14 protein-coding genes and 1 tRNA gene are annotated in these 15,569 nt (G+C 51.4%); 2 read left to right on the top strand and 13 right to left on the bottom strand.

Annotation, left to right across the window (positions count from 1 at the left end; genetic code table 11):
* Nucleotides 1-77: 77 nt before the first annotated feature.
* The 3 genes from DW085_RS00820 to DW085_RS19450 all read right to left on the bottom strand — a co-directional run bounded on the left by DW085_RS00820 (nucleotide 78) and on the right by DW085_RS19450 (nucleotide 1,276).
* Nucleotides 78-716, bottom strand: coding sequence for a histidine phosphatase family protein (locus tag DW085_RS00820; protein ID WP_118490736.1), 639 nt, complete (start codon nucleotides 714-716; stop codon nucleotides 78-80).
* Nucleotides 717-722: 6 nt separating this feature from the next.
* Nucleotides 723-1,058, bottom strand: coding sequence for a sigma-70 domain-containing protein (locus DW085_RS19455; RefSeq protein ID WP_243033869.1), 336 nt, complete (start codon nucleotides 1,056-1,058; stop codon nucleotides 723-725).
* 80 nt (nucleotides 1,059-1,138) lie between these two features.
* Nucleotides 1,139-1,276 carry a hypothetical protein gene (locus tag DW085_RS19450; RefSeq protein WP_243015280.1) on the bottom strand — a complete coding sequence of 46 codons (138 nt, stop codon included), beginning with the start codon at nucleotides 1,274-1,276 and terminating at the stop codon, nucleotides 1,139-1,141.
* A gap of 139 nt (nucleotides 1,277-1,415) precedes the next feature.
* Between DW085_RS19450 and DW085_RS00810 the strand changes: the two genes are divergently transcribed.
* Entirely contained in the window at nucleotides 1,416-2,339 is a 924-nt protein-coding gene (locus DW085_RS00810) for a LysR family transcriptional regulator (RefSeq protein ID WP_118468721.1), read from the top strand.
* Here DW085_RS00810 and DW085_RS00805 read toward each other — a convergent pair.
* Both DW085_RS00805 and DW085_RS00800 read right to left on the bottom strand, forming a co-directional pair.
* Entirely contained in the window at nucleotides 2,275-4,713 is a 2,439-nt protein-coding gene (locus tag DW085_RS00805) for an ATP-dependent DNA helicase (protein ID WP_118490734.1), read from the bottom strand. The genes DW085_RS00810 and DW085_RS00805 overlap by 65 nt on opposite strands.
* A 355-nt stretch (nucleotides 4,714-5,068) precedes the next feature.
* Nucleotides 5,069-5,311, bottom strand: a complete 243-nt coding sequence (locus tag DW085_RS00800) for an HPr family phosphocarrier protein (protein WP_107000009.1) — start codon at nucleotides 5,309-5,311, stop codon at nucleotides 5,069-5,071.
* A 492-nt stretch (nucleotides 5,312-5,803) separates the two neighbouring features.
* On the opposite strand from DW085_RS00800, the gene DW085_RS00795 reads away from it, so the two are divergent.
* Nucleotides 5,804-5,874, top strand: a tRNA-Trp gene (locus DW085_RS00795).
* Between the two features lie 251 nt (nucleotides 5,875-6,125).
* Here the strand turns inward: DW085_RS00795 and radA are convergent.
* The 8 genes from radA to DW085_RS00755 form a co-directional block, all read right to left on the bottom strand.
* Nucleotides 6,126-7,529 (bottom strand): DNA repair protein RadA, encoded by a 1,404-nt coding sequence (gene radA, locus DW085_RS00790; protein WP_118491158.1) that lies wholly within the window; start codon nucleotides 7,527-7,529, stop codon nucleotides 6,126-6,128.
* A 161-nt stretch (nucleotides 7,530-7,690) separates the two neighbouring features.
* On the bottom strand, nucleotides 7,691-8,104 hold the full coding sequence (locus DW085_RS00785) for an endosialidase (RefSeq protein WP_118490732.1): 414 nt from the start codon (nucleotides 8,102-8,104) through the stop codon (nucleotides 7,691-7,693).
* Nucleotides 8,105-8,228: 124 nt separating this feature from the next.
* Nucleotides 8,229-10,676 carry an ATP-dependent Clp protease ATP-binding subunit gene (locus DW085_RS00780; RefSeq protein WP_118490730.1) on the bottom strand — a complete coding sequence of 816 codons (2,448 nt, stop codon included), beginning with the start codon at nucleotides 10,674-10,676 and terminating at the stop codon, nucleotides 8,229-8,231.
* 28 nt (nucleotides 10,677-10,704) lie between these two features.
* Complete coding sequence (locus DW085_RS00775; protein ID WP_117795639.1) at nucleotides 10,705-11,739, bottom strand: ATP--guanido phosphotransferase; 1,035 nt, start codon at nucleotides 11,737-11,739, stop codon at nucleotides 10,705-10,707.
* The gene (locus DW085_RS00770; protein ID WP_107000012.1) at nucleotides 11,723-12,289 is read right to left on the bottom strand and encodes a UvrB/UvrC motif-containing protein; all 567 of its coding nucleotides are present in this window, start codon (nucleotides 12,287-12,289) and stop codon (nucleotides 11,723-11,725) included. The genes DW085_RS00775 and DW085_RS00770 overlap by 17 nt, the downstream gene beginning before the upstream one ends.
* Nucleotides 12,290-12,362: 73 nt before the next feature.
* On the bottom strand, nucleotides 12,363-12,737 hold the full coding sequence (locus tag DW085_RS00765; RefSeq protein ID WP_022359631.1) for a GntR family transcriptional regulator: 375 nt from the start codon (nucleotides 12,735-12,737) through the stop codon (nucleotides 12,363-12,365).
* A 359-nt stretch (nucleotides 12,738-13,096) separates the two neighbouring features.
* A complete protein-coding gene (locus tag DW085_RS00760) occupies nucleotides 13,097-14,620 on the bottom strand; it encodes a hypothetical protein (protein WP_147353911.1) in 1,524 nt (507 codons plus the stop codon).
* Nucleotides 14,542-15,480: a cadherin-like beta sandwich domain-containing protein gene (locus DW085_RS00755; RefSeq protein WP_118482134.1), complete on the bottom strand. Its 939-nt coding sequence runs from the start codon at nucleotides 15,478-15,480 to the stop codon at nucleotides 14,542-14,544. Before DW085_RS00755 ends, DW085_RS00760 begins: the two co-directional genes overlap by 79 nt.
* Nucleotides 15,481-15,569: the final 89 nt, after the last annotated feature.

Genomic DNA, 15,569 nt, shown 5'->3' with positions numbered 1-15,569 from the left:
GCCTACCCGTGAACAGTAACTCTTATTGTATCTCTTGCCTTATTTCATTCCTGCTTTTTTCATTTTGAAATCATTCTTTAAAACGATTTTTTCTGTTCCAACGTCCCTGTCTCATTCAGTGCAAGCAGCTTTCCCATCCCCGTCGAACGGTCATACGAAACAACCGACAGACTGGCATTCGCCACAATGATCTCCTGCGGATCCCGATGGAAACGGAGCAGATAATTCATCAAAAAGACGAGGATCCCACCGTGCGCCACGATCACCGCATCCCCGGCTGTCTCCTCCAAAATCTGTCGGATCGCCCGTTCACTCCGCGCCTCGCAGGATTTTCTTGATTCTCCGCCGGACGGGATGCCGACCATCGGCTGTTCCCTCCACAGATGAAATTCGTCCGGGTACTCTGCTTCCACCTGCTGCCAGCTTTTGCCTTCCCAGCATCCAAAATCGCGCTCCCGCAGCCCCGTCAGGCGGCGGAGCGGTAATTTTCCTTCCTTTGCCAGGATCTCCGCCGTCTGGAATGCCCGCGCAAGCGGGCTGGTATAAACCGCATCGATCCGCGTTCCCGCCGGATAGCCACTCCTCTCTTTTAGAACAGCGGCTAGCTGCTCCGCCTGCTGCCGTCCTGTCTCATTCAGCGGAATATCCGTCGTTCCCTGTATCTTTCCCGCCCGGTTCCAGTCAGTCTGACCGTGGCGCACCAAATAAAACAGCATTTTCTATTACTCCTGTTCATCTATCTCGTTCTGAGCCATCTCTGCCGCCTGACCGCTGACCTTCATCGCATCCATCGTCAGCTTCATGATGTCACGGATCTCATCCTCGCTCATCTTCATGCGCTCTGCCAATTCCGCAAGGGTCGCCTCGCGTCCCAGCTCCCGCGCCATGCTCGCAGAAATATCCTTGAGGACATTAACGCGCGCCGCCATCTCCTCCTCAATCTTCGTCTCGCGGTTCTGAATCTGCAGCGCATCCTCGATCGCCGCGCGCACCTTTTTCTCCATCTGCGCGTCGAAATCACCGTTTTCGTACTCGCTTGCGAACAGAAACAGCGCCATATTTGCCTCCTGCACCAGATCGCCCGCCGGAAGTCCCCGATCGTGATACTCCTCCGCGATCTGAACCGCCTTCGTCAGTTTTACTCCGTCAGACGGGAAACAGCTGTCTTGTCCCCCTCCGTCAGTTTTTTCAGAAGCGCCGTTTCCTCCTCCGGCGTGCCCTGCGGGAGATTTTTCAGTTCCTCTAAGTAAATATCATAAAATGTATTAGATTCCATGTGGTATTCCCTCCTAAAAAATACATACTTCTAAGATGATTCCGTCATTTTATCACAAACAAGACACAGATACAATCATTATTGACTCCGCCCTCCAATCATGTTACACTGAATACAGTTCTATAAGGAGGACTAATAAATGGATATCAACTATGAATTATATAAAGTATTTTACCACGTAGCCTCGACGTTAAGTTTCTCCGAGGCATCTAAGCAGCTTTTCATCTCCCAGTCGGCGGTCAGCCAGTCGATCAAGGTACTGGAGAAGAAACTGAACCAGACTCTTTTCATCCGCAGCACAAAAAAAGTACAGCTTACCCCGGAAGGCGAGATCCTACTCAAGCACGTGGAACCGGCGATGAACCTGATCCGTCAGGGCGAAAACCAGCTGCTCGACTCTAACAGCTTAAACGGCGGTCAGCTCCGCATTGGCGCAAGCGATACGATCTGCCGCTATTATCTGGTGCCATTTTTAAGCGAATTTCACAAGCGCTACCCGAATATCCACATCAAGGTTACCAACCGTACCTCCATCGAATGTGCGCGGCTTCTGGACAACGGTCAGGTCGATTTTATTCTGACGAACTATCCAAACTCCGGGCTCGGTGGAACGCAGAATATCCATGTGCTGCGCGAATTCAACGATATATTCGTCGCCAATGAGACCTATTTTCCGATGAAAGACCACCCGGTTACACTGCACGAGCTGCAGGCGCTCCCAATCCTCATGCTGGATCGCAAGAGTACCACCAGCGAATTTCTGCACAACATGTTCCAGAAGCACCAGCTCGACCTCGTACCGGAGATTGAATTAAGCAGCAACGATCTGCTCATCGATCTGGCACGCATCGGTCTCGGCATCGCATTTGTCCCGGATTTCTGTCTCCCGGCTGGCGAAAAAGAACTTTATGCCCTGACCCTGACTGAAGCCCTGCCGCCGCGCCAGCTCGTCGTCGTCCACAATGAGACAATGCCGATCTCACAGGCATCGCGTGAATTTATTGAACTTCTGGAAAACGGCTCCAAAATGCCTGAAGCTCCTGCTCCAGAGACGAAAGACTGACCCGTTTGACATCGCTCCATTCCCTTGGAAATAATTCCCGATACTCCCGACGCCAGAACCGGTCATCCAGTAAAAGGATGACGCCCTGATCGGACGCGGTCCGGATGACCCGCCCTGCCGCCTGGAGTACCTTATTCATGCCCGGATACTGGTAGGCATATGCAAATCCATCTTTTCCCTCTTCTTCAAAATATCCCTGCAAAATTTTCTGCTCCGTGCATACCATCGGGAGCCCGGTTCCGACCACGATCACGCCGATCAGCCGATCGCCTGTCAAATCGATTCCCTCCGAAAACAGACCGCCCATCACGCAGAACGCCACCAGGGAGGTATCACGTTCAGCTGTTCGTTCGGGAGAAAATTTCTGTAAAAATGCTTCCCGTTCCTCCTCGGTCATGTGAGAATCCTGGACCAGGATTTCCATGCTTTTTCCGTTTTTCCCGGAATGATTTTTCATTTTTTCATTATCATCCAATTCAACATTCTGATACGCATATTCCCCTTCACACACCTCACGTACCCGGTTCATATACTGATACGACGGAAAAAACACAATATAATTGCCCTTTTTCACACTTGCCATCGTCTGGATGTACCGCAGCACCCGCCGGTATTCCGTCTCATTGCGCCGCGTATACCGGCTCGTCACATCCGTCGCCGCCAGCAGAAGACGCCGCTCCTGCGGAAACGGGGACGGCACATAAACCGTATAGTCCTCCTCCTGATCCGACAGAAGCATCCGGTAATACCGGAGCGGCAGAAGCGTTGCCGAGAAAAAGACCGCCGCTTTCCCCTGCGACAGGCACTGCGCCAGATTTTCAATCGGATTGACACAATAAAGCCGGATGACAAATTCGCCGGACGGCAGAAGTTCCGTATAAATCCTGTAATGCTCATCGACCCGCTCATACATATTTAAAAAATGTCGCACCGAAAAATAAAAATCCAGAATCGTGTCCCGCCCATCTTCCCCGCCCGGCTTTTCCAGATACTTTTCCATTTCTCCAAAAACACCGTTTAACACTGAAACCAGATGTCCGGCATCCTTGAGCACCTGGTAGCCGCTGCACTCCCGCTTCATCCCCAGAAGCGCCTTATTTAACCTTGTAAGCTGCCGCCCCAACACCGGCGCACGATGTCCCAGTACCTTTTTCGTCAAAAGCACTTCTTCCTTTATAATAGAAGCACTATACATTTCCCGCGCGCGCGATACCAGATTGTGGGCTTCATCCATCAGGAAGAAATAGTCCCCCTCCGCCCCATCCGCAAAATAACGTTTCAAGCGCACGTCCGGGTCAAAGACATAATTATAATCGCAGATGATCCCATCCACAAACGAAGAAATATCGAGGCAGAACTCAAACGGGCAGACCTGAAATTTTTCCGCATACTCTAAAATTACCGAACGCGTGATTCCAAATTCCTGATGCAAAATTTCATACACCGCATCGTTGACACGGTCAAAATGCCCTTTCGCACGCGGGCACATTTCCGGATTACACACCGGTTTTTCCAAAATACACAACTTTTCCTTTGCCGTGATCGTGACCGAACGAAAATACAGCCCGCGTTCCCGCAAAATCGCCAGCGCCTCTTCCGCCACCGTCCGCGTGATCGTCTTCGCCGTCAGGTAAAAGAGTTTCTGCCCATGCCCTTCCCCGATCGCTTTAAGTGCCGGAAATACCGTCGAAAGAGTCTTTCCAATCCCGGTCGGGGCCTGGACAAACAGCCTGCGCCCGCGCTCCAGCGTCCGGTAAACCGCCACCGCCAGATCCCGCTGTCCCGCCCGGTACGGATAGGGAAATTCGAGCGCTTTGATTGATTCATCACGTCGCAGCCCGTTGTGATAGAGGTAACGCGCCCATTTGACATATTCATGGATCAGACCAGCAAACCATTCAGAAAGTTCGTCCATCGTCTGGATCTCCTGAAAGCGGCAGATCTCCTCCGTCTCCAGATTACAGTAGGTGAGCTGCAGTGTCACTTCGTCCAGCGCTTCCTGTAATCCATAGATATAGCCATAACAGCGCGCCTGCGCCATATGCACGCCAACCGCTTCTTCCAGACAGTTTACATCCTGGTAAACACACTTGATCTCATCGATCGTGACATCTTTTCCATCCCGGATGATTCCATCCGCACGCCCCTCGACCACGATCTGGAATCCGTCCTCCTCCACCGAATGGCGCAGCGACACCTCCGCCTGATACCCTGAGCCCATCCGCCGCTGTATCTTCCGGTGCATCCGTCCTCCAGCTAACATCGCCTCTTTCTGTGCACCCGCCGTGCGCCGGTTATCAATATCCCCCGAACGCAGAACGAACTCAACCAGATTGCGGACGGAGATCCGTATCTGCCTGCCGGTCAGCTCCATGTGTGGTTCCTCCCTTCCCCATACATGTACTCTCGGAATCTTTCTGTGCTTGATTTTGTGAAATGATTTTTTGTCAGTTGTGCCCAAATTTCTGAGGCGTACGCGGCGCGTACGTTGATGAAATTCGGGTGCGGCTGGCGGAAAATCAGCCACAAAAGCACGTGCAGAAAGACTCCGAGAGTACATATATATGTCTATCAAAAAGACTGCAGACACCATCTTCTCTCCGGCACCCGCAGTCTTTCTTTATTTTCGTACTATCAACTTTTCTTTCATCATACCGATTCGGGTCATACATATCCTTCCAAAATATCTATGATATCTATGTTCCGCTTGAACCAGCCCTCCAGCCCTTTTATGCCGCTGTCACATTGTCCGCTTCCATCGTGTCAAGGAACGCCTCATACTCTGCATCCTCGCCCGTGTACTCAACGGTCAGAATCTGTGTCAGATCCAAACTCATAACTCCCAGAATCGACTTGGCGTCAATGACAACACGGTTATAAAAAACATCAATATCAAAATCGCATTTCATAGAAGCATTGACAAATTTCTTTGCATCTTCTATCGTTTTCAGCATAATTTTTCTCTGTTTCATAATAAACAACTCCTTTTTCCTGAATGTACCAACAGAATTTTTCCCTCCGTTTTTTAGGCACATTTAAAACCATAAAGATTTATTCAGTGTTTATAGCATGATTTTTGTCGAATGTCAATTTGATTTCTTTTATACCGCATATTTTTAATACATGATTTTTACCAAAAAAGTAGAGTGTTTCTTGGTAAAATATTCCGACGTCTAGAACTATCGTCGTATTCATTTCATGATATATTGTCATTATTTATATACATCAAATGGTTTAGCGGATTGTTTTTGGGCAGTTGGACTAAATATTCATTGTGATTTTCCACCCAGCATGAGCACACAAATTCTCTTTTACCAAATTATCCTGATCTCTAGTTTCCATATAAAATGATGAATGATACTTAATAAATGGAAAAAAATATATTAAATCAAAAAAATGAAAAATTATAAAAAAATTGTTGACTTTTCGTTATGGCTATGATATCATAACTGAGTCAGCAGCGAAGGGGAATAGTTCAATGGCAGAGCAACGGTCTCCAAAACCGTTAATGGGGGTTCGAATCCCTCTTCCCCTGCTTCTAAAGGCGTCAGTGATTCAGAGATGAGTCATTGGCGTTTTTTGTTTTTTTTAACATTCAAGTCGAACGTCCATGAGACTTGGCGCGTGATTCTGGTCAGAGAAGCTGACATATTCCTATCAGAATCACTGCGCATCCTCGCGGAGCGTTTATCTCAGTCGGAGACCTAACTCCCACTGAGACAAATTTGCTGTTACTCACATTACGCTAATATTATTTTTCTTAAATTTTCCCAAAATCCAAGCAACCTACAGCAGCCCAATCGCCTCCCGCACATTTGCCACCCCTTCCAGCCGGATATCCGACCTTGGTTTCAATTTACTGACATTGACCATCGGAAGAATGCACCTTGTAAATCCCATCTTGACTGCCTCATGGACTCTCTGCTCTGCCATCGAGACGGCGCGCACCTCTCCGGAGAGTCCGACCTCGCCAAATACGATCGTTTTCTCATCCAGCGGACGGTCTTTATAGCTGGAAATCAGCGCCATCACGATCGCAAGGTCAAGCGCCGGCTCGTTCATCTTCATGCCGCCTGCAATGTTGACATAGGCATCGTACCCGGACAGGGCATAACGGCATCGTTTTTCCAACACTGCCATGAGCAGGTTCACACGGTTGTAATCGACGCCCGCTGCCGTCCGCCGCGGCAGTCCGAAATTCGTCTTTGACACCAGCGCCTGCACTTCCAGAAGAATCGGGCGGGTTCCCTCCATCGAGCAGGCAGTCACCGCACCGGATGCCTCCGCCGGGCGCCCTTCCAGCATAAATTCGGATGGATTCGGCACCTCCGCCAGTCCTTCCTCCCGCATCTCAAACACGCCGATCTCATTGGTCGAACCGAAACGGTTCTTCACTCCCCGCAGAATCCGGTAGGACGCATGGCGATCGCCCTCAAAATATAGCACTGTATCGACCATATGTTCCAGCATACGCGGTCCCGCCACAACACCCTCTTTCGTCACATGACCGACGATAAAGACTGTCACACCCAGTCCTTTTGCGAGCTGCATCAGGACGCCGGTGCACTCTCTTACCTGGCTGACACTGCCCGGTGCAGAACCTGCCGCCTCGATAAACATGGTCTGGATCGAGTCGATCACGACCACATCCGGGCGTACCTCCCGGATCACCTCCGCAATCGTATCCAGGTTCGTCTCACTCAAGAACGAAAGTGGTCCGCGCACCGTCCCGATCCGGCTTGCCCGCAGTTTGATCTGTTTTAATGACTCCTCGCCGGAGACGTATAAAACCTTTTGTTCCTGTCCTGCCAGGTTCCGGCAGACCTGCAGAAGCAGGGTTGATTTTCCGATTCCCGGATCTCCGCCGACCAGCACCAGGGAGCCACGCACCACGCCGCTTCCAAGCACCCGGTCAAGTTCTGCAAATCCGGTTCTCGTCCGATCCGTATCGGAAAGCTCAATTTCATCTAAGCTGACCGGCTTTGCCTGCGCGCCAGCCCGTTTCCCCGGTGCCGCCGTCAGCGAAGCCGCTGCCGCATACCGCCCTGCTGCCGTACCGGATGATGCCGGTGCGGACGGCGCTTCCACCATCGTATTCCACGCCTTGCACGCCGGGCACTGCCCCATCCATTTGGAAGATTCATAACCGCATTCCCTGCAGAAAAATCCCGTTGATTTTGCCTTTGCCATGCTGATTCCTTTCCAAACACTTCTTCTCATATTTCTTATTACACAAAAAGCCGCTGCATGGCGGAAACCGGCTTCCGGCGCACACGCCCGCCATTCCTGCCATGCAGCAGCTTTCATCTCATGCATTGTAACTTGTACGTAACGTTTTGTTTTTCTTTTCCTTATCTGGCTTCAATCCGGATTGCGGTTGCCTTGCCCGGGTTCAGCTCCACGCTCAGTACCAGTTTGCCACTGACGTTGGTCTTCATGCCGCCGACCGATACGCCGTCTACATATACCTCATACTCACGCTCATCCTCTAACTGAATGGTAATCTGAGCATCCTTCTCGCCCTCAACCGAAAACTGTACGGAAGCATCTCCCGCCTGGAAATGATTGACTGCCGTGCCCGGTACCGACTCATATACGAACATTCCGTTGCGCTCCAGCTTGGTAATCTCGCCGAATGTTTTTACCTTATAAAGATCGCCCTGAAATTCAAAATCCTGCAGCTTGGACTTTGCTGCTAACATATAATTGCCAAAACTGATGGTTCCGTCATCCTCGATGCGGATTAACTCGCTAACTACTGGCATAATGCTTTATCCTCCTAGTATCCTTTTAATCAATATCGCAACTGCTCCGCACTTACACAGTTACTCAGTAGTATCATTTTAACACACTTCGACCGGGTTTACCAGTCTTTTCGCTTCCAGCCCTTTAGACCGTCTCAAATTTCAGCTGATCGCCATCTTTTTCAATCCGAACCTCTGTTTTTTTCCGGATCGTGCCTTCCAGGATCTTCTCAGAAAGCTGATCCTCGATCTGCGTCTGGATCGTCCGGCGCAACGGTCTTGCACCATATTTGGAATCATATCCCTTGTCTGCCAGAAAATCGATCGCATCATCTGTGATCGTGAGCGTCATTCCAAGCTGATCCTCCGTCCTTTTCTTGATGCCGCGCAGCAGAATGCCCGCGATCGTCTTGATATTCTCCTTCGTCAGAGGATGGAATACTAAAATCTCATCGATTCGGTTTAAAAACTCTGGCTTAAACATCCGGCGCACTTCCTCCATCACGCGCTCTTTCATAAACGCATAATCCGCTTTCTCACCGCTCTCCGACGAGAATCCAAGCCGCTTCGGGGAAATAATATTTTCAGCGCCCGCATTGGAGGTCATAATCAGAATCGTGTTCTTGAAATCCACCTTCCGTCCCTGTGCGTCCGTAATGTGCCCGTCATCGAGGATCTGCAGCAGAATGTTAAATACATCCGGATGCGCTTTTTCAATCTCATCAAAGAGAATAACCGAATATGGATTGCGACGCACCTTCTCGCTGAGCTGCCCACCCTCCTCGTAGCCAACATATCCTGGCGGCGAACCGATCATCTTGGAAACGCTGTGTTTCTCCATGTACTCCGACATATCAACGCGGATCATCGCATTTTCCGTGCCAAACATCGCCTCCGAGAGTGCCTTGGAAAGCTCTGTTTTTCCGACACCCGTCGGCCCCAGGAACAGAAACGAACCGATTGGCCGCTTCGGATCCTTGAGTCCCACACGACCACGGCGGATCGCACGCGCCACGGCGGATACAGCTTCCTCCTGTCCGACCACGCGCTCATGCAGGATTGACTCCAGTTTCAACAGCCGCTCTGACTCTTCCTCTGCCAGCTTGCGAACCGGGATCTTCGTCCAGTCAGAAACAATATCCGCAATCTCATTTTCACCGACCACTAACTTGCGTGAATTTTTCTCTTTTTCCCATTTTTCACGAATCTTTTCAATCTTTTCCTGCTTTTTCTGCTGCTTCTTCTTGATCTCACCGGCTTTCTCATAAGCTTCAGCCTTGATCGCCTCTTCCTTCTGGTCTTCGAGTTTTTTAATCTCTGCTTCGAGCTTTTTGATCTCCTCCGGCTCCGTATATACAGTCAGACGCAGCTTCGAAGATGCTTCATCGATCAGATCGATCGCCTTGTCCGGCAGGAAACGGTCATTGATGTAGCGGGCAGACAGGCGCACCGCTGCCACCAGTGCCTCATCCTGAATCGTCACCTTGTGGTGTTCCTCATAGCGGCTGCGAAGCCCCTTCAAAATCTCGATAGACTCCGCCTCCGTCGGCTCATCCACCATAACCGGCTGAAACCGGCGTTCCAAGGCCGCATCTTTTTCGATGTATTTGCGGTATTCTTCCAGCGTCGTCGCACCAATGAGCTGAATCTCGCCCCTCGCCAGCGACGGTTTCAGGATATTGGAGGCATCGATCGCGCCCTCCGCGCCGCCTGCGCCGATGATCGTGTGAATCTCGTCAATAAACAAGAGCACATTTCCACTCTCCCGCACCTCGGCAAGTACCTTCTTAATCCGCTCTTCGAACTCACCGCGGTACTTGGATCCTGCGACCATGCCGGACAAATCGAGGCTGACAACCCGCTTTTTCGCGATCGTCTCCGGTACATTGCCGGAAACAATGAACTGCGCCAGACCTTCCACAACCGCCGTTTTTCCGACGCCTGGTTCCCCGATCAGGCACGGATTATTCTTCGTCCGGCGGCTTAAAATCTGAATAACACGTTTCATTTCCCGTTCCCTGCCGATGACTGGATCGAGCTTTCCGTCCCGCGCCATCTGGGTCAGATCCCGGCTGAAATTGTCCAGATTCGGTGTATTGCCTTTCTCCGGGCGCACCCGTCCTGCTGCCGCATCTTCCGCCGCCTCGGACGGCGCATCATCGCCCATAGCCCCCATCAGATCCACATATAATTTCTGAATATTAACATTCATTGTATTGAGTAAACGGCACGCAGTTGATTTTCCATCCTTGATGATGGCAATCAGGATGTGCTCCGTTCCAATCAGAGGCGCTTTGAAAAAAACCGCCTCATCATAACTCGCCTGTAGCACGGCGCGCGCCCCCGGCGTATATTCAATCTGTCCCTCTACCTGAGTCGCCACTGCCGGGCTTATCAGACGCTCCATCAGTTCCATGACACGCTCTTCTGTCACATCATGTTCTGCCAAAACCGCTGCCGCCACGCCAGTTCCCTCTTTTATCAGTCCTAAAAGCAGATGCTCCGTCCCCACATAGCCGTGTTCCAGCTCCTGCGCTGTCTCGACTGCCAGACGGATCGCTTCTCTAGCTTTCTGAGTAAAACGATCGATCATTTTACTGTTCCTCCTGTTTCTTTTTACTTTACACCAGCTTCGGCAGTTCCTCACGCAGATACCGCGCCCGCTCTGCCTCCAATTCCTCACGTCCCAGCGGCTTGCTCGAACGTTTCTGTAAGTTTGCCGGCTGGATGCCGATCATCAGGCGGTAAATGCTCACAAATTCTGCCGGTTTTAACAGCCCGTCCGCGATGCCCGCCCAGACATGAGATAGAAATGTCATCGCTTCCTTGAGCGTCATCCGGCGCGCATATTTCAGAACGCCGTAGGACTTGTACGCCTCGTCCTCCCGCTCCAGGCGGTGCCTCGACAGAGAAACCTCGCGGAACTGATTTTCCTGCGCCGAGAGCTGCCCCGCCACGTTGGCTACCAGCTCCAGAATCTCTTGTTCGGTGATTCCGAGTGTCTTCTGATTGACTACCTCGTACAGATCGCCATAGTTTTCATTGCCTCTGCCATAAACGCCGCGCACGGTCGTGCCGAAACGTCCCATATCGCCCAGAAGTTCCTGAAATTTCTTATTCATTGTCAGAGACGGCAGATGCACGACCACGGACGCCTTCATTGCTGTTCCGACATTCGTCGGATAGGACGTCAGATACCCATATTTCTCATTAAATGCATACGGAATCTTCTCGTTGATATAATCATCCAGCTCATCCGCTTTTGCATAACATTCTTGCAGATCGAGTCCCGATGCCAGCACCTGTAAACGGATATGATCGTCCGCATTTAATACCATGCTGACCCGCTCATCCTCCGAACAGAGGATCCCGCCCGGCGTCGTCTTCTCCGCCAGCGTGCGGTTTAAAAGCCGCCGTTCCCGCAATGCGGTGCGGTCAAGCTTCTCCATCAATTCTAGATCTTCATATTCATAAAACTGACCGTCCCGGTCACCCAGATCGCGGAAATTCTGTTTTAAACGGGCAATCATCGTCCGCGCCTCATCCGGCTCCAGACGGCTCGGAAATTTATATTCCTCCCAGTTCCGAGACAGACGCACCCGGCTGGAAACGATATTGGACGCATCATTCGCCACTTCCTCAAACCATTTCGTCATGTCTCATCTCTCCTTCCAGACTGTGTATCTTATCCCGGCAGGCAGCAGCCGTCTCATAGTCTTCTTCCTGCAACGCCGCTTCCAGCCTGCGTTTCAGCTGCTTAATCTGCTCTTCCGGGCTGAATTCCAGTTCTCCTTTCTTCGTCACCTCTGCAGCCGCCTGACTGCGCGGCTGGATCTTCGGATGTTTGCCGGTATGGCTCGAATTTTCCTGCAATTTCTTAATTTTCTCTCCAAGCAGCGGATCAAACACATGATAACAGTCCGCGCATCCGAAACGGCTGTTCTTGATAAATTCTTCATACGTCGTGCCGCAGGTCGGGCATACCACATCCTCTTTCGGTGCCTGGCTGGCAGACGCATCCGTCAGTCCCAAAAGGCTCGAAAGCAGTTTTCCAAGCGGAAATTCTCCCTCAATCAGTGCCGAGTACGGTCCCAGATCCATCTCCTTCGCGCACTGGGCGCAGAGATTATGCTCTGTCTTGACGCCGTTAAACACTTCTGTATATTTAATATTCGCTTCGCGAATCCCACATTTCTCACACAGCATAATTTATCCTCCCAACATACACATCCCGCAACGGTTCCAATACACAAAAACCATCGCCCGCAGCCGGAACCTGCTATTCCGCTGTAAATGCGTCATAAATGGAATCCACCAGATTGTGAACCTCCTCGCGGCTCACATTTTTACAGACACCTCTTGCCAGAATCACACTGAGATCCCGGCGCATCTCCGAGATCGTCCGCATCTTATCCGTGTCAAGTGCAATCACTGCCCCGCGGCGGCGGTCCACACGCAGAAAGCCTTCCTGTTTCAGTACAGAATATGCCTTGTTGACCGTGTGCATGTTAATTCCGATGTTATCCGCTAACTGGCGCACGGATGGCAGCGTATCGCCCTCCCGGATCTGGTCGGTCGCAATCCCGATGATGATCTGGTTTATGAGCTGAATATAAAGCGCTTCCTCACTGTTAAAATCAATCTCTACAATCATACTCCACCATCTTTCATTCTGACGGCAGACCCCGTTTCTAAATACAGTCAGCCGCCTGTTTTATCATTTGTTATATAGATTGTATAACAAACAGATGTTTTCGTCAACTGTAAAACTGTGTTAATTGTGTGAACTTGTTACTGTTCACGGATAGGCACTTTTGGAACTGAAAGTGCCGTAAGAAAACGTGGTGGCAGCAGGAATTTGCCGTATTTAAATGCGAAGCCACGGCAAATTCCGTTACTGGGCACGTATGCGTGAACAGTAACGTGAACTTGTTACAAAAAAAGCGATATAAAAGAAAAGACAGATACCCGCCAGAAATCTCCTGGACAGATATCCATCTTTTCCTCTTTTATTTACTGCGGATCGTCGATATACTCAAATCCATCCTCATCGCGCCGATCCCGCTCTAACCGGGCTTTTGCCTCGCGGGCGCGTCTGGATCGCTCTGATTCCGACTCATATCTCGTTGGGCGATCACCGTATTCCTCCCGTTCCAGCGTGTAGTAAAGCTCCGAGCGGGATGCCGGGCGCACATAAATCGCCGGGCGCGCATTCCGGCGTTCTCCCGATGCTGCAGACTCTTTCGCCGCACGATGCGCCGATGCAGGCGTGTAATCGCGCTGCAGGCGGCTTTCTTTTGCTGAAACGGCACGTTCCCGTTCTGTGCGTCGGCTTTCTGCCACTGCCTGGCGTTCCCGCTCTGCGCGGCTTCCGTCTGCCGAAGTTCTGCGCGGACGCTCTGAACGGCTTTCCTCTGCCGCATCTCTGCGGGTGCGCTGCAGACGTTCTTCTTCTGATGCCTCTCTGCGGACACAAGCCGGACTGCTTTCTTCTGGCATTTCTCTACGGACGCGTTCGGAACGATTTTCGCTTCCTGCTTCCCGGCGGCGTCTTTCCTCCGGCATCCGTTTTGCGCGGTCTGCCGATGCTGCTGCCTCCATACTCCGCTCCCGGCGAACCGGCTGGGACGCGCGCTCCTCATCCCTTGTCCGGCGGGCCGGCGGCGTCTCGCGCTCATCTTCCCGCTCCCGGCGGACCGGTCTTGTCTCCAGCATCTCTTGGGTTCGGCGCGCACTCCGACGCCCTTCCTCCATCCGCTCTGCAGACGGGCGGCGTCTGTCATCCGCTGCCATGCGCTCCTTCTCACTCCGCGCTGCCGGTCTTGCCGGCGTCATTTCCCCATCTTCTCTCTTGTCGCGCCCAGTGCCTCGTTTCACCCGTGCGTCTGCCGCCGGTCGTGCATTCGGCGATGGCGGACGGCGCTTGGACCTCTGTCTGCCTCCGGCTGCCTGCGCTTCCCCTCTCCACTCTTTTCGCTTGAGCAGAAGATTGATCACGATAAAGAACAAGATTACACATGCCACGCCCAGAACCGCAAGCATGATAAAGCGGATATTATAATCCCTGCAAAGTGCGTTGTACTTATCTACAATCTCTTCCACTTGTGCATCATCGTATTTAGTTGCCAGAGACGGGTCTTCAAAATACCGTTGGAAGGTCTTTTCTGCAATATCATACCGGTACAGCGACTTCTCGCCGCTCTCATTCATACCATATACGACACAATACTTCTGCTGTTCATCGCTCTTCCACACCCAGCCCTGCACTTTATACGTGCCGTTTAACTGAATGGTCGTCTCCATAAATCCATCCGGAATCTGAACCGACTCATCCGGTGGAAGCACCAGAATCGACTTTGCTGTCACATCGATCGTCACATACGGCGATAACACACCGGATTCCGGTATATAAATATAAAACGCACCATTTCCATCGGCACCCTGCAAATACAGAAGCGTCAGGTCATTGCCATTTCCACACTGGACCTCTGAACCGCCATAAGTACAGGTAGACTGCGTATATCCTTCCGGAAGCAAGGAGCATCAAATTCCGTCGCCACCGTATAGGAAACGCCGTCTATTTCCACATCCAGCCCGTTTGTCACAACCGGCGTTGTCCCAACTGCCTCTGTTTCAGCCCCTGTCTCCGCCTCTGACGGCACATCGACCGTATCCAGCTTATTGACTGTGATCGTGTAGCTCTTAGTTGTCTGTCCATCCTCCGCCGTCACCTTGCAGACAACGGTATTAGCACCTACCTTTAAGCTGGAATCACCGCTGACAAGGACTTTCGCCTTGCTGTCCTTCGCACTCGCGCTGACCGCCAGCTTATCGACGCTGGCTCCTACCTGCGCTGTATAGGAAGTCACATTTGGCGAAAATGCAGGAGAAAGTGTTCCTGGAGAAATCTTCAAGGACGAAAGCGCCGCTTCCGCCGAGGAGGTTGCCGGTGCTTTTACTTTGACGCTCGCCGTCCCCGTTTTAGAAACTGTGACTGCCTGTGCATCTGAGTCATAGACTTCATAACTTCCCACAGAGATCGAAGTATTTCCCGCCTGCACTGCCTTGAATTTCAGCGTATAGGAAAATGCCTTCGTCGAATTGGAATCCATCGTTCCAACCAGGCGGACGGAACCTGCACCGCCGCTTGCGTTATTTCCGCTCACAAACTCAATGACCGACGGATCATAGGAAAGTACCACGTCGGATGCCCCTAGATTTCCATCCTGAGAGGAGATCTTCACATTGACGCTGAACTCCTGCCCCACCGTCGCACTCGGATCGGAAAATGAAATTTTTGCGCTGGATGCATAGGCGCTGATCCCGCCAACCGGCGCCGCCACCGTCAGCATACCTGCCGCAAGTATACCTAATATGATATTTTTAAACCTTTTCATTCAACTGCCCTGTCCTATATTCTTTATTGGTAACGGTCCCATATCTGCACCGTTCCCTTTCTTTACAAATTTTCACGTACCCGCTGCCA

Origin of the sequence: Clostridium sp. AF50-3, from assembly GCF_003477445.1 — a bacterium.
Lineage (GTDB): Bacteria > Bacillota > Clostridia > Lachnospirales > Lachnospiraceae > Otoolea > Otoolea fessa.
Note: the sequence above shows the minus strand (reverse complement) of the source record. Positions and strands in the feature narration are given on the sequence as shown.

Coding starts and splice junctions, on each gene's coding strand:
- DW085_RS00820 (WP_118490736.1), bottom strand. CDS start 716: ATGCTGTTTTATTTGGTGCGCCACGGTCAGACTGACTGGAACCGGGCG.
- DW085_RS19455 (WP_243033869.1), bottom strand. CDS start 1,058: ATGGCGCTGTTTCTGTTCGCAAGCGAGTACGAAAACGGTGATTTCGAC.
- DW085_RS19450 (WP_243015280.1), bottom strand. CDS start 1,276: ATGGAATCTAATACATTTTATGATATTTACTTAGAGGAACTGAAAAAT.
- DW085_RS00810 (WP_118468721.1), top strand. CDS start 1,416: ATGGATATCAACTATGAATTATATAAAGTATTTTACCACGTAGCCTCG.
- DW085_RS00805 (WP_118490734.1), bottom strand. CDS start 4,713: ATGGAGCTGACCGGCAGGCAGATACGGATCTCCGTCCGCAATCTGGTT.
- DW085_RS00800 (WP_107000009.1), bottom strand. CDS start 5,311: ATGAAACAGAGAAAAATTATGCTGAAAACGATAGAAGATGCAAAGAAA.
- radA (WP_118491158.1), bottom strand. CDS start 7,529: ATGGCAAAGGCAAAATCAACGGGATTTTTCTGCAGGGAATGCGGTTAT.
- DW085_RS00785 (WP_118490732.1), bottom strand. CDS start 8,104: ATGCCAGTAGTTAGCGAGTTAATCCGCATCGAGGATGACGGAACCATC.
- DW085_RS00780 (WP_118490730.1), bottom strand. CDS start 10,676: ATGATCGATCGTTTTACTCAGAAAGCTAGAGAAGCGATCCGTCTGGCA.
- DW085_RS00775 (WP_117795639.1), bottom strand. CDS start 11,739: ATGACGAAATGGTTTGAGGAAGTGGCGAATGATGCGTCCAATATCGTT.
- DW085_RS00770 (WP_107000012.1), bottom strand. CDS start 12,289: ATGCTGTGTGAGAAATGTGGGATTCGCGAAGCGAATATTAAATATACA.
- DW085_RS00765 (WP_022359631.1), bottom strand. CDS start 12,737: ATGATTGTAGAGATTGATTTTAACAGTGAGGAAGCGCTTTATATTCAG.
- DW085_RS00755 (WP_118482134.1), bottom strand. CDS start 15,480: ATGAAAAGGTTTAAAAATATCATATTAGGTATACTTGCGGCAGGTATG.